Origin of the sequence: Microbacterium sp. Root61 (assembly GCF_001427525.1) — a bacterium.
Taxonomy (GTDB): Bacteria; Actinomycetota; Actinomycetes; order Actinomycetales; family Microbacteriaceae; genus Microbacterium.
This window is the reverse complement of the sequence record NZ_LMGU01000001.1, coordinates 3,446,229-3,460,105: the sequence shown is the minus strand read 5'-3', so window position 1 is coordinate 3,460,105 and position 13,877 is coordinate 3,446,229. Positions and strand designations below refer to the sequence as shown.

General features: G+C 67.3%; 11 protein-coding genes. 4 read left to right on the top strand and 7 right to left on the bottom strand.

The window, feature by feature from the left end:
• The first annotated feature begins 85 nt into the window (after positions 1-85).
• Complete coding sequence (locus ASD65_RS16095; protein ID WP_056224219.1) at positions 86-793, top strand: hypothetical protein; 708 nt, start codon at positions 86-88, stop codon at positions 791-793.
• 372 nt (positions 794-1,165) lie between these two features.
• Positions 1,166-1,906 (top strand): YhjD/YihY/BrkB family envelope integrity protein, encoded by a 741-nt coding sequence (locus ASD65_RS16090; RefSeq protein ID WP_162248519.1) that lies wholly within the window; start codon positions 1,166-1,168, stop codon positions 1,904-1,906.
• Between the two features lie 29 nt (positions 1,907-1,935).
• On the opposite strand, the gene ASD65_RS16085 is transcribed toward ASD65_RS16090, so the two are convergent.
• The 7 genes from ASD65_RS16085 to ASD65_RS16055 all read right to left on the bottom strand — a co-directional run bounded on the left by ASD65_RS16085 (position 1,936) and on the right by ASD65_RS16055 (position 11,432).
• The gene (locus tag ASD65_RS16085) at positions 1,936-2,877 is read right to left on the bottom strand and encodes an aldose 1-epimerase family protein (protein WP_082561832.1); all 942 of its coding nucleotides are present in this window, start codon (positions 2,875-2,877) and stop codon (positions 1,936-1,938) included.
• 1 nt (position 2,878) lies between these two features.
• Positions 2,879-4,426: a GMC oxidoreductase gene (locus ASD65_RS16080; RefSeq protein ID WP_056224214.1), complete on the bottom strand. Its 1,548-nt coding sequence runs from the start codon at positions 4,424-4,426 to the stop codon at positions 2,879-2,881.
• 33 nt (positions 4,427-4,459) lie between these two features.
• Positions 4,460-6,322 (bottom strand): glycoside hydrolase family 15 protein, encoded by a 1,863-nt coding sequence (locus tag ASD65_RS16075; protein WP_082561831.1) that lies wholly within the window; start codon positions 6,320-6,322, stop codon positions 4,460-4,462.
• Entirely contained in the window at positions 6,319-7,779 is a 1,461-nt protein-coding gene (gene zwf / locus ASD65_RS16070; RefSeq protein ID WP_056224210.1) for a glucose-6-phosphate dehydrogenase, read from the bottom strand. The genes ASD65_RS16075 and zwf overlap by 4 nt, the downstream gene beginning before the upstream one ends.
• The gene (gene cydB, locus ASD65_RS16065) at positions 7,776-8,837 is read right to left on the bottom strand and encodes a cytochrome d ubiquinol oxidase subunit II (RefSeq protein ID WP_056224208.1); all 1,062 of its coding nucleotides are present in this window, start codon (positions 8,835-8,837) and stop codon (positions 7,776-7,778) included. The genes zwf and cydB overlap by 4 nt, the downstream gene beginning before the upstream one ends.
• Before the next feature lie 20 nt (positions 8,838-8,857).
• Complete coding sequence (locus tag ASD65_RS16060; protein WP_056224205.1) at positions 8,858-10,243, bottom strand: cytochrome ubiquinol oxidase subunit I; 1,386 nt, start codon at positions 10,241-10,243, stop codon at positions 8,858-8,860.
• A gap of 178 nt (positions 10,244-10,421) precedes the next feature.
• Positions 10,422-11,432 (bottom strand): glycerophosphodiester phosphodiesterase family protein, encoded by a 1,011-nt coding sequence (locus ASD65_RS16055; RefSeq protein WP_056224203.1) that lies wholly within the window; start codon positions 11,430-11,432, stop codon positions 10,422-10,424.
• A gap of 132 nt (positions 11,433-11,564) precedes the next feature.
• On the opposite strand from ASD65_RS16055, the gene ASD65_RS16050 reads away from it, so the two are divergent.
• Positions 11,565-12,479, top strand: a complete 915-nt coding sequence (locus ASD65_RS16050; RefSeq protein WP_056224201.1) for a Bax inhibitor-1/YccA family protein — start codon at positions 11,565-11,567, stop codon at positions 12,477-12,479.
• A gap of 103 nt (positions 12,480-12,582) precedes the next feature.
• Positions 12,583-13,815, top strand: a complete 1,233-nt coding sequence (ligD, locus tag ASD65_RS16045) for a non-homologous end-joining DNA ligase (RefSeq protein WP_056224199.1) — start codon at positions 12,583-12,585, stop codon at positions 13,813-13,815.
• The last annotated feature ends 62 nt before the right edge of the window (positions 13,816-13,877 follow it).

Genomic DNA, 13,877 nt, shown 5'->3' with positions numbered 1-13,877 from the left:
GAGGTTCATGAAAACAACGATGCGGCTCAGGGTCCTGGGAACTCTTGCCGTCGCGGGAGCATTGGTGCTCTCGGGAGGATCGGCGATGGCTGCCGTGTCCAGCGGCGCGGCACCGAAGGCGTACACGTGCAGCGGAGGTGACATTCCTTCGGGCACCTACGCCAGCGTGGCCGTCAACGGCCCATGCACGGTATCGACCGATGCCGTGATCACCGTGCTCGGCAGCGTGAACGTCGCCGCCGGGGCGATGCTCGATGCGCAAAGCGCGCCGTCGACCGTCACCATCAGCGGCAACGTCAACGGCGCGCGGGGATCCTTCCTCGGTCTGGGATGCCAGCCACCGTCGTACACGGGCAACTCCGCACACGAGTGCGCCCAGCAGCCGGAGGGGCACTCCACGATCAGCGTCATGGGAAACGTCTCGGTGACCGGCGCCGTCGCTGTGATGCTCAACGGAGTCACCATCCGCGGCAACGTCACCCTGTCCGGCGGAGGCTCCGACATCCCGTGGTCTATCAAGAACAACACGCTCACCGGCAACCTCACGATCAGCGGGCAGCGCACGGAGTGGCTGGGCGCTCTCTTCAACACCATTGGCGGGAACGCGAAGCTGACGGACATCGCGCTGAGTGACTCTCACCCTGGTGCCCCCGGCGTCTACATCGTTCGCAACACGGTCCGAGGGAATCTGATCTGCACCGGGCTGACGCCCGGCGTATCGGGAGGCTTCGTGCCCGGCAGCGTCAACGTGGTCGGCGGCAACGCCACCGGACAGTGCGCGGCGCTGATCTGACCGCTCACCCTGTTCCGCCGGCGCCGCCCGCGCATAGCGGCGTTTGAGGACGGCGGTTGTCGACGCGCCAGGACCATTCCGTCGTCGCCGGCGCGACGAATCGGGTCCTCCGGGCCCTGTCCTGTCAAAGGACACGGCCCGGAGGGCAGGCGGCGCGGAGGCCGACGCGCTGGCCGAGAACCTGACGGCTCGCACCGGTGTACCCTCGGACCGACCGGGCGACGTCGGCCCCGATCACCCACGCTTCGCGAGGTGCGCATGGCTCGGTGGACAGTGAATCGAATGGCGCGGATCGGTGCCAAGTCTGCGTCGGGGCGATTCATCTTGCGCGTGGCCCGCGAACTCGGCAGCCTTCAGCTCATCGATCGAGGCATGACCCTTGCTGCGCATGTCTTCACATCGGTCCTGCCGATCCTGATCGTCGCGGGCGCCTTGCGCGCAGAGCTGGACCCGCAATCCGGTCCGATCATCGCCGAGCATCTCGGCCTGGACGTCCCGTCCGCCGAAATCCTCGACAAGTCCCTTCCTGGCGGAGCCCAGGAGCTGCGCGCGACAGGCGTGTTCGGCGTTGTGCTCCTCATCATCGCCGCCACGTCGTTCGCCCGCGCCCTCGAACGAAGCCTCCGCACGATCTGGCGCACGCCGACGACCCGAATCAGGTTTGCGTGGCGGTGGGTGGCGGCGCTCGTCGCGGTGATCGTAGGGCTCGCCTTGGTTGTCACGACGCGCATCGCCCTTCGAGGTGACGGCCCGGTGGTGGTGCTCGAGTTCATCGCTGAAGTCGCGGCATGGGGCGCCCTGTGGTGGATCGCCGGGTGGATCGTGATGAACCGACGCATCAGCCTGCGAGAGCTCCTGCCCGGTGCGGTGCTCGCCGGGATCGGGTTCGCCGTCGCGGGGGTGTTCGGCCGCCTTTTCCTCCCGCCGCTGCTCGCAGACGCAGCGAACCGGTTCGGCGTGCTCGGCATGGCGTTCACCTACATCGGGTGGTTGCTGGTGCTGGCGTGCGTCCTCCTCGTCGCCTTGACAGCCGGTCGAGTCGTGTACCTCACCCGTACGGGTCGGGTCTGGCAGCGGTCCGCCGCAACCCACTCGTCACCACGTTCACCCTGACGAAGACTCGAGCTCACGCCGAAGGCCGATCAGCGCGGTTCGACAACCCTCAGCCCCCAGGTTCCGCGCCATGTCGCACCCGGAGGCAGCTCGATCAGGTCCAGGCCGCTGCGAAAGGCATCGGGTGGGCAGGTCATCGGTTCGACTGCAAGCGCGGTGCGGCGGCGTTCGGCCCGCGTCACCGCGTCGGCGGTATAGACCATGAGGTAGCGATACCCCTCGTCGACCCAGAGCTCGAGCGCGTGCCCGCTCTCCGGAGCGCGGATGCGCGCTACGGCGCGACCATCGCCGTGACGCGTCAGTCCGCCGAATGCCGTATCCAGCCGTTGCGACCCGATCCGCTCGGCCCGAGTGAAGTCACGCGGGGTACCCGCCACCGGCACCATGTTCGGCGTCGCAGCCGGTGTATCCGGATCGAGGAATGTCGTCACGGGCAGGGTGAGCTCCAGCTCGTCGACCCTGGTGCCGAGCGTGAGATACGGATGAAACCCCGCACCGAACGGGGCCGGCTCGCGGTCCGCATTGACGGCACTCAGGGTCACCGTCAGGCCCTCGTGGTTCAGCATGTAGGTGAGCTGCAGATCCAGCTGCCATTCGTATCCGGGCTGCGGGCGCAAGGCACAAGCCAACGTGACCCGATCCGGCCCCTGAGCGACCGGAGTCCAATCCAACCAGCGCACGAGCCCGTGGATGGCCGTGTGCCTGCTCGGCTCGTTCAGCGCAGCCTGGCACTCGTGCCCGCCGTAGCGGTATCGGCCGTCGGTGAGGCGGTTCGGCCAGGGCGCCAGCACCTGCCCTCTCCCGTCTGTCGCTCGTTCATCCGCCGCGAAACCGTCGATCACATCGACGCCGCCCGCCGTGAGAGCACGCAGGGTCGCTCCCACTTGGCTGACCTGCGCCTGCCAGCTCCCCCAGGCGATGCCGTACTGCGCTCCTGACGGGAACCGCGGCGCTCTCGAGGGCTCTGCCATCTCAACCGAGCCGCGCCAGCAGATGGTCACCCACGCGCAGCGCGTTCGCCATCGCCGTGAGGGCGGGATTCACCGCGCCGATGCTGGGGAAGAAGCTGGTGTCGACCACATACAGGTTGTCCACCTCGTGCGCCTTGCACGAGGCATCCAGCACGGATGTCGCCGGGTCATTCCCGAAACGCACCGTGCCCGCCTGGTGGGCGCAGCCCGCGATGGGAATGTCGTTCTTCATGTACGCATCCCGCGGGATCAGGTGGTGAGGATGCATGCCCAGGTGGCTGAGGTGCTTCTTCACTCGCCGGTACAGCTGCTCGAGGGGCTCCCGGTTGTTGGGCGCGTAGCTGAGCACGACGTTGCCGTCCGTGCCCAGCGTGACACGATTGTCCGGGTCGGGCAGGTCCTCCGTCGACAACCAGAAGTCGACTGCGTGCTCCGCCATCTCCTCGAGCGTGAAGAGGGGGGCGAGCTTGGCGATGTGCTGTTCGCCCCGGTACATCGGCGGGGACGACTTCCCCACCATCTGCACGTTGCCCATCGGGTAGTCGAAGTCCTCGTCGCCCAGATACCAGTCGTTCAGGCCCAGGGTCTTCTGGAAACGGGTTTCGTTCTTCTCCAGCGAGAGTGCGAGGAACGCCCGGCTGTTGTGGAAGAGGTAGTTGCGTCCCACCTGGTCCGAACCGTTCGCGAGACCGCCGGGATGCCTGTCGTTGGCGCTCGCGAGCAGAAGCTTCGCCGAATTCGCCGCGCCGGCCGAGACCACGACGATCGCACCGGAGAACCTCTGCTCGTCACCGTCGACGTCTGCGATCACTGCCGTGATGGTGCGGCCGGCGGGATCGGTCTCAAGCTTGCGGACGTTCGCGTTGCGCACGAGCGTGACGTTCTGGTGAGCTATTGCAGGCCGGACAGCGATCACGTCGGCATCGGATTTCGCATGCAGGAGGCACGGAAATCCGTCGCACGTGGCCGAGCGGATGCAGGGGCTGAACGCGGGATCCTTCTCGTCGAGCATGATTCCGTTCGGCGAATGGAACGGGTGCAGTCCCGCGCGTGCGAGATCGTCGAACAGCTCTTGGATCCGGGGCTCGTGCGACACCGGTGGATATGGGTAGGGCGCGCCCGGCGGGTCTGTCGGATCCTCTCCTCGGATGCCGTGCACCTGATACAGCGCCTCGGCCTGGTCGTAATAGGGCCCGAACTCGTCGTAGCCGATCGGCCACGCCGGTGATACCCCGCCATGATGGGCGAGCTCGCCGAAGTCCTGCTCTCGCAACCGGTACAGCGCAGCGCCGTAGAACTTGGTGGCTCCCCCCACGAAATAGTGGACCTGAGGTTGGAACCGTTTGCCGTCTTTGTCGCTCCACGTGTCCTTCGAGACGTAACGGTTCTCGACGAACACTGCGGTGGCATCCCAGTTCTCGATCTCCCGGGTCAGCCAATCCCCCCGTTCGAGGATCAGCACCCGTTTCCCCGAGGGTGCCAGCCGATGCGCCAGGGTTCCTCCCCCGGCGCCGGATCCCACGATGATGACGTCGTATTCGTCGTTCATGAGTGTCTCCTCAAGGGTCGGCGGCAGGCGCCGCTACAGCGACAGCTCTTCGAGTCGGTCGGCCAGGATGATCCGGGCCGAGGCCTCGATGAGCGCGAGGTGGGAAAAGGCCTGCGGGAAGTTCCCGAGGTGACGCGAGCGGTCGACCTCGAACTCCTCGGCGTAGAGGCCGAGCGGCGAGGCGATCCGCAGCAATCGCTCGAGCAGATCGGTGGCCCGCTTGCGCTCCCCGACGATCGAGAGCGCAGAGACCAGCCAGAAGGAGCAGATCAGGAACGTGCCCTCCTTGCCCGAGAGCCCGTCATCCGTCTCTCCCGTCACGTACCGCAGCACGAAGCCGTGCTCGGTGAGCTCGGCCGAGATCGCTTCGACCGTGTTCTTCATCCGTTCGTCGCTGCCGGGCAGGAACCCGAAGATCGCGGCGAGGAGGGTCGAGGCATCCAGCGCGTCCGTGTCGTAGTGCTGACGCAGCACACCGCGATCGCTGACGCCGTGGGCGAGGATGTCCGCACGAATCTCGTCCGCAGCGTCCGCCCAGGTCTTCTCCAGCACCTCGTCTCCACGGATCCCGGCGATCTTCGCAGCGCGATCCAGTGCCACCCAGCCCATGAGCTTGGACGACACGTAGTGCTGCGGTGCGCCACGGGCCTCCCAGATGCCCTGGTCCGGTTCGCGCCAGGACGCCAGCGCGTTCTCGGCCTGGGACTTGACGAGCGGCCACAGCCGTCGAGGGAGGTGCTGGTTGCGGCGCGTGTGCAGCAGGAGCGAGTCGAGCACCGCGCCGTACACATCGTTCTGCCGCTGGTCGAACGCTCCGTTTCCGATGCGGACGGGCTGGGCGCCTTCGTAGCCGGAGAGCTCATCGCGGGTCGATTCGGTCAGGTCGCGGCGTCCGTCGATTCCGTACATGATCTGCAGTCCGCCGTCCTCATTGGGCTCGAGGTCGGCGACGAACTGCATGAACTCGTCCGCCTCCCAGTCCAGGTTGAGGAAATGCAGCGCCTGCAGGGTGAACGTGGTGTCGCGCATCCACGTGTAGCGGTAGTCCCAGTTGCGTTCGCCGCCGGGTGTCTCAGGAAGCGAGGTGGTCAACGCAGCGACCGTGGCGCCGGTCGGCATGTAGGTCAGACCTTTGATCGTGAGTGCGGAGCGCTCGAGCGGATGCCGCAGCGAATGATCGGGGATGCGTGCGCGCGCGAGCCATCTGCGCCAGAACCGGACCGTCCGCGCGATCCGCTCGGACGCGTCATCGACATCCGCAGGGGAGACGAGGCCCTCCGCCCAGGAGAGTGCGCAGAACGCCTTCTCCCCCGCTGACAGTGTGTGACGCGCTCGCGCCGAGCTGCCCTCGACCCCGATCGACATGCTGGTGCTCAGCCGGACGGTCTGGCCTGCACCTGTGGCGTCGGCCGCGTGCCAGTCCTCATCGACCAACGACCACTTGGCCGGCTCTCTTCCGTAGTCGAACGCCGGCTCGCACACCAGTTCGACCTCGACCGTGCCTTCGAGGCACTCCACGAGTCGCACAAGGACATGGTCGGCGTCGTCGTCGGCGGGCGGCCTCGTGTGCGGCGTGACGCGGTCGGGTCCCGTGCGCGGTCCCATCGTGAGGGCATCGTGCACCAGCAGCCAGCCCCCCGGGGTGTGCCACGTGGTGGTGAGGACGTTGGTACCCGGAACGTAGGACCGCTGGGTGGGGACGTTGATGCCGTACGGACCGAACCGGAACGATCCCGCCCCTCGGTCCAGCAGATTGCCGAACGTGCTGGGCGAGTCGAACGCGGGCACGCAGAGCCAGTCGACCGAGCCATCGGGCGCGACCAGGGCGCCGGTATGACAGTTGGACAGGAACGCATAGTCGGCGATCGGTGGGAAGGGGGACCTCTGCAGACTCACGGCACGACCTCCGTCGGGGGCTCGACGATCCACGGACCCTGCCAGCCGCCGTGGCCGGCGACAAGGGTCGCCGCGATCGCCGGACCCCACGTGCCCTGCGCATACGGGTGCACGGGCGGAGGGTCATCGATCAGCGGCTGCACGATGCGCCAGTTCTCCTCCACCACGTCCTGGCGCTTGAAGCGACCCGAATCGCCGACGATCGCGGCGTGCAGGAGCACTTCATACGGGGTGGCACCCTCACCGCCCTCATCGGCGAACTCCGCGTCGAGGGTGACGGCCCGCGGGCCCTTGCCGTCAGCGCGGTGGGCGTCGACGACGAGCCGTGCTCCCGTGGACGGGTCGAGCTTGACCACGAACTCGTCGCGCACGGGTCGCCGATCCTCGCCGCTGCCCAGCCCGAGGTGGACGGGCGGCGGTTCCCGAAACACGACGCGCAGTTCGGTCTGAGTGGCCGGAAGCCGCTTGCCCGTCCTGATGTAGAACGGCACGCCCTGCCAGCGCCAGTTGTCGATCTCCAGCCTGAGCGCCGCGTACGTCTCCGTGGTCGAACCCGCGGCGACACCCGGGATGTCCTGGTAGCCGTCGTACTGACCTCGAACGTAGTGGGCGGGGTCGGCCGTCTTCACCGCTCGGAACAATGTGACCGCCGCGTCGCGAAGCGCCTCCTGCCCGTGCGCCGACGGCGGCTCCATCGCCGCCGCCGCCACAATCTGCATGAGGTGATTCACCACCACGTCCCGCAGGGCGCCGACGGGGTCGTAGAAGTGACCGCGATCCTCGACGCCGAAGTCCTCCGCCATCGTGATCTCCACGCACTCCACGTAAGTGCGGTTCCACAGCGGCTCCAGGACCGTGTTCGCGAAACGGAGATAGAGGATCTCCTCGTAGCCCATCTTTCCGAGGTAGTGATCGATGCGGTACAGCTGCGCTTCATCGAGATACTCGTGCAGTTCCGCGGCGAGCGCCTTCGCAGACGCGAGATCGTGCCCGAACGGCTTCTCGACGACGACGCGGCCCGCGGCGGTGAGCCCGGCCTCCGACAGCCCCTGGGCGACCCTTCCGAAGAGGAACGGCGGAATCTCGAGATAGAACACGGGATGCTGCGCCCCGCTGATCGCCTCGCCCACGCGCTGGTACGTCGCCGCGTCACCGAAATCCCCCTGCACATACGCGAGGCGCCCGACGAAGCGTCCGAAGACCTCCTCGTCCAGGGGTTCGCCCGTGGCGACGATCGAGTCCCTCGCTCGCTGCACGAGTCGCTCAAGAGTCCAGTCATCGACGGCGACGCCGACAATGGGGCATTCCAGGAGTCCACGCGACTCCAACCGGTACAGCGAGCGGAACGTCATCACCCTGGCAAGGTCGCCCGTGATGCCGAACACCACAAGGACGTCGGCCGCGGCGGACCACTTGTCGGTGTCCTGCGGCGTTGCGGATGCGGTCGATGCGGTCATTGGGGCCTCCATGTTCGATCGAGATTGGGCTCGTCCATCGACTTCGGCCCATGGTCTGAGGGCGCCGAGGCGGACGCGCCGCCGACGCGTCTGCGAAGGACGACATACGTGTACCCCTGATAGAGCAGCACCACGGGGAAGAAGACGGCCGCGACAACGGACATCACGGTGAGCGCGTATACGCTCGACGCGCTACCCGCAACGGTCAGGCTGTTCGCGCTGCTCGTGCTCGAGACCAGCACATCGGGGAAGAGACTCGCGAACAACGAACCCACCGTCGCCGCGATGGCGACCGCGGTCGCGACGAATGCGCCCTTCTCGCTGCCTCGCCGCGCCGCGTACAGCGACGCCGCGACCGCGAGCAGCGCGACGGCGAGCAGCAGATAGGACAGCCAACCGGGCTGAGCGATCAGAACGGTCCACACCGCGAAAACCGCGACCATCACGAGCGCGACGATGCCGAGTGTCCGTCCCCATTGCTGCGAGCGGGCGCGGAGATCACCGGTCGTTCGCACCGCGAGGAACGTCGCGCCGTGCATCAAGCACAGCGCGACCAGGGTGAGTCCGGTCCATACTCCGAACCCGGTGAACAGGCTCCACACGCGACCGGTGAACGCGCCATGCTCGTCGATGGGCAGCCCGGCGAGGAGGTCGCCGAGGGCGACCCCCAGCACCAGGGGCGCGAGAATGCTCCCGGTCGCGAGCGCAGCGGTCCACGCACCGCGCCAAGAGTGTCCTTCGCCTTTGCCTCGCCACTCCAGCGCCACCCCGCGCAGCATGAGCGCGAGCAGCAGCAGCACGATCCCGAGGTAGAGCGCCGAGAACCAGGTCGCAAACCAGGCGGGGAATGCAGCGAAGATCGCCGCCGTGCCGACCACCAGCCACACCTCGTTCCCGTCCCAGAACGGTGCGATCGTGCCGATCGCGTGTCTGCGCTCCGTCTCGGATCTCCCGATCAGCGCATGGAGCGCGCCCACTCCGAAGTCGAATCCCTCGAGCACGAAGAAGCCCGTCCAGAACACCGCGACGATGACGAACCAGACGGTGGCCAGATCCATGGTTCCTCCTCAGCTGGTCTTCAGTAGGTCAGCGCTGGGGCGCCGCGGTCTTGGCTCGCCGGCTCGGGGGCGTCCAGATCGCGCCGCGCGAATCGCATGATGAGGGTCGCGTCGAGGACGATCAGTAGCAGGTAGATCGCGGTGAACGCGCTGATACTCAGCAGGATCTCGGTGGACGAGACAGTCGCCGAGACACCGTCTGCGGTCTTCATGAGCCCTTGCACGATCCACGGCTGCCGCCCGCTCTCGGTGAGCATCCACCCCGCAGTGTTCATCACGAACAGCAGGGGAACGGCCCACGTCGCGACGAAGAGGAAGGTGCGGGCCGACGGCAGCTTTCGTCGTACGGCCAGCCACACGCCCCATGCCGAGAAGAGGAAGAAGAGGGTGCCGAGATAGGCCATCACCCGCATCGACCAGTACTGGATGGCGACATCGGGCACGTAGTCCCCCTCTCCGAATTGCGCCTCGTCTTGCGCCTGCAGCTCGTTGAGGCCGACCACCTCGCCGTCCCACGTGCCGGTCGCCAGCAGTGACAGCAGATGCGGGACCTGCAGGATCTTCACCGGCTCCTCGTCCGAACTCGTGAAACCGCCGATCTGGATGAGCGAGAACGAGCAGGGCTGACACGTCTCCCACTGGCCTTCAGCGGCGGCGATCTTCATGGGCTGGTAGGTCGTCTCAAGGACGCCGAGGTGGCTCCCGACGCCGAGCGCCAGCGCCGAGGCCGGGAGCAGGACGACGAGCGACAGCACGGCCGAGGTCTTGAACGCACCCTTTCCCCTCCGGAGCTGCCACGCCGATACGGCGAGCATCACGACGGCACCGGTCACCAGGGAGGCGAGGATCACATGGATGTACCCCCAGACGAACACCGGATTCGTGAACAAGTCGCCGATCGAGGTCAGCACCGCGCGCCCCGTCACGGCATCCGTCGTGTAGCCGACCGGATGCTGCATCCACGAGTTCGCGGCCATGATGAACGCGGCCGACAGCATGGCCCCTGCCGCCACGAGCCATGCCGACAGGAGATGGATGCCTCGGGGCAGCACCTTCCACCCGAACACCCAGAGGCCGAGGAAGGTGGACTCGAGGAAGAACGCGGCGAGGCCCTCCATAGCCAGCGGCGCGCCGAAGACGTCGCCGACGAAGACGGAGTAGGCGGACCAGTTCATCCCGAACTGGAACTCCTGCACCAACCCGGTGACGACACCGACCGCGACATTGATCAGGAGCAGCGTGCCGAAGAATCGTGTGAGCCGCTCGTACCTGATCTCTTTCGAGCGGTACCACTGGGTATGGACGATCGCGATGAGCAGGGCCAGGCCGATCGTGACGGGCACGAAGAGGAAGTGGTAGATGCTCGTCGACGCGAACTGAAGTCGAGCGAGGTCAGTTGCATCCACGTCACGCCCCTCACGCAGCGGCCGTAAGGGCACCGCTTTCCTGAGCGCGGTCGATCCGACCGACCCACGCAGTCTGTGAAACCCGGAGCTGCAGACAACGCGGTGTTCAGTGTCCTCCTGGGCGCGGGGTGACACAAGAGGGGTTCTTGCAGCCTCTTTGAGGTGAAGTCCGCGGCTGTCAGCCCCGGAAGAACGCGACCCCGAGGTCGGGGTGGTCGACGAACACACCGTCGACCCCGGCATCCCGGATCACCGTCCACTCGGACTCGTAGTCGCCGAATGCGGCCGGTCCGCCTTTGCCGCGGAACTGCCCGATGAGGAACTTGTTCTCGGGCCGGCACGTCCAGGTGAACACCCGCAGCCCGCGCTCGTGGGCGTCATCGACCACTGTCGACGGCCCGGTGAGGCGCCCCAGCTTGTCGGGCGCGAGGATCATCCGTTTGTCGACGCTGATGCCGTCCACGACTCCGGTGAGCGCGTCGAGCCCGGCGGGCGCCGCCGTCTGCCGGTACGTGAGCGCCGCCTTGCCGTGAGCCGAGGCGAGGTCGAACGGGCGCCCCGCCGCCTCCAGCAGATAGATGTACGAACCGCGGATGCCGCGTTCCTTCAGCTGTCGCAGCACCGTCGACTCGAACGCCTCGATCGTGAGCGGCAGCTCGCCGTTCGCCCATCCTGCAGCGCGAAGCTCGGTGTCCACCAGTGCCGCGACATCCCACCCCAGGGTCTGGAAGTACGTCGCGTGCTTGATCTCGAGCACCACGCCGAGCTCGCGCCCCCGCTCCAGCGAGGCGGCGCGGACCAGGTCCAGCACATCGCGCAGCCGCAGGACGGGCTGCTCGTCGTCGAAGGTCGCACTGGAAGCACGCAGCGCGGGCACCCGTTCGCGGCACCGGAGCGTCGACAGCTCCGGCCACGTGAAGTCCTCGGTGAACCATCCGGTGATCTGCGTGCCGTCGACCGTCTTGGTCGCGCGACGGTCCGCGAATTCGGGGCGATCGGCGACATCGGTGGTGCCGGAGATCTCGTTCTCGTGTCGCACGACGAGCACGCCGTCACGGGAGACGACGATGTCGGGCTCGACCGCATCGGCGCCCATCTCCAGCGCGAGGTCGTACGACGACCGGGAGTGCTCCGGACGGTAGCCGGGCGCACCGCGGTGTCCGATGACGAGGGGGTGCGGGCGAGGCATCGTCTCAGGCTACCCGCGACCGACAGTGAGGCTCTAAGACCTCTCCCAGGCGCCGCCTGCAATCGCGCGGGTCTGGTCGGCTATCGTTGATATACAGCACCAGGCTGTCGACCCTATTGGAGTGTGAGAGCAGTGGCCCTCAACAACCCCGCATTCAACAACCCGGCGTTCCAGGACCCGAAGGCCGGTCAGGCCTATCCGACGAACACGCCGCCCCCCGCATTCGGCACGCAGACGCAGGTCGCCGCCGCACAGCAGCAGGGCGTGGACGCCGCCGCCAACGCACAGCTCGAGGGCGCGTTCGCCGCTCCTCCCGCCGGTGCGATCGAAACCGGCCGCATGACGGTCGAGGACACCGTCTGGAAGACCGTCGGACTGTTCGCGATCATGCTGGTGACCGCGGTCGTCGGCTGGATCTGGACGCTGGCGCCGGTGACCCCGACCAACCTGAACCCGTCGATTGCCCCGTGGCTCATCGGCGGACTGGGCGGCTTCGTCCTTGCGATGGTCGTCATCTTCACCTCGCGCAAGAAGGTCCGCGCCGCGCCGATCTTCGCGTACGCCGCGTTCCAGGGTCTGTTCGTCGGCGGAATCTCCGCCTTCTTCGAGTTCATCTACCCCGGCATCGTCATGCAGGCGACCCTCGCGACCCTCGCCGTCGTCGGCGTCACCCTCGCCCTGTTCGCCAGCGGCAAGGTGCGCGCGTCGAAGAAGGCGACCAAGATCTTCATGATCGCGATGATCGGCTACCTGGTCTTCTCGCTGCTCAACCTGATCCTCATGTGGACCAACGTGATCCCGGCCGACCTGGCCTTCGGTCTGCACAGCCAGAAGATCTTCGGCATCCCGCTGGGACTCATCATCGGTGTGCTCGTGGTCATCATGGCCGCGTACTCCCTCGTGCTCGACTTCGACAACGTGCAGCAGGGCGTGCGCAACGGCGCACCGCGTCAGTTCGCGTGGCTCGGCGCCTTCGGCATCATGGTCACGGTGATCTGGCTGTACGTCGAGATCCTGCGCATCCTCGCGATCGCGCGCAGTAACTAGCAGTCTGGTTTTCGAAGGGCCGTCTCGTTTTCGAGGCGGCCCTTCGTCGTCGACGGATGCCGCGACCCTGGCCGCGGCATCCGCTCGTCGCTAGCGTGGGTCCATGGCCGCGCGCAAGGACACCACCATCGAGGTCGACGGCGTCGAGGTGCGGGTCTCGAGCCCGGACAAGATCGTGTTCCCGGAGCCGGGGCTCACGAAGCTGGACGTCGTGCAGTACTACCTCGCGGTGGCCGCGGGCGCGCTGCGCGGGGCCGCGGGACGCCCGATGGTGCTCAAGCGGTTCGTGAAGGGCATCGACCAGGAGGCCTTCTTCCAGAAGCGCGTGCCCGAGAACCACCCCGACTACATCGACACCGCTACCCTGCATTACGCCCGCGGAACCTCTGCCGAAGAAGCGGTGATCCGGAATGCTGCGGGGCTCGCCTGGGTCGTCAACCTCGGATGCCTCGACCTCAACCCGCACCCGGTGCGGGCCGAAGACCTCGACCATCCCGACGAGCTGCGCGTCGATCTCGATCCGATGCCGGGCGTGGAATGGTCGCAGATCGTCGACGTCGCGATGGTCGCCCGCGAGGTGCTGGATGACCACGGCCTGGTCGGCTGGCCCAAAACCAGCGGGTCGCGGGGGCTGCACATCCTGGTGCGGATCGCGCCGGAGTGGGACTTTCACCAGGTGCGGCTGGCGGCCGAGGCCCTGGCGCGCGAGGTCGAGAACCGCGCCCCCGGACTCGCGACGGCGCGGTGGTGGAAGGAAGAGCGCGGCGAGAGCGTGTTCGTCGACTTCAACCAGAACGCGAAGGACCGCACCGTGGCATCCGCGTATTCGATCCGGCCGCTCGCCGATGCCCGCGTCTCGACCCCGCTGGAGTGGGACGAAGTTCGGGTGCGTCGACCGGAGGAGTTCACTGTCCTGACGGTGCCCGCGCGGTTCGCCGACCGCGGCGATCCGCACGCCGGGATCGACGACGCCGTCGGCTCGCTCGATGGGCTGCTCGCCCTGGCGGAACAGCTCGGGCCCTCCGGGATGCCACCGCGCGCGGGTGACGGGTCCGGGCGACGGGCCTCGACGATGCCGCTCATCGAGGTGGCCCGCACCAAGACCAAGCCGGAGGCCGTCGAGGCGCTCGAGATGTGGAAGGCGCAGCATCCGGAGGTCGTGGAGCTGCTGCATCCCGCCGATGTGCTCGTCGACGGGATGCGCGGGTCGAGCTCGCTCTGGTACCGCGTACGCGTGAATCTGCAGCACGTCCCGGAGGCGCAGCGCCCGGAACAGGGCGACCTGGTCGCCGACTACGATCCTTGGGCCGGCAAGGAGTGGCCCGGGCGGGAGTGAACGGGCGCGGCTCAGCCTGACCGGTCGCGACGGGGCCGTTCTGCCGTGAGCGGAAGTACTGG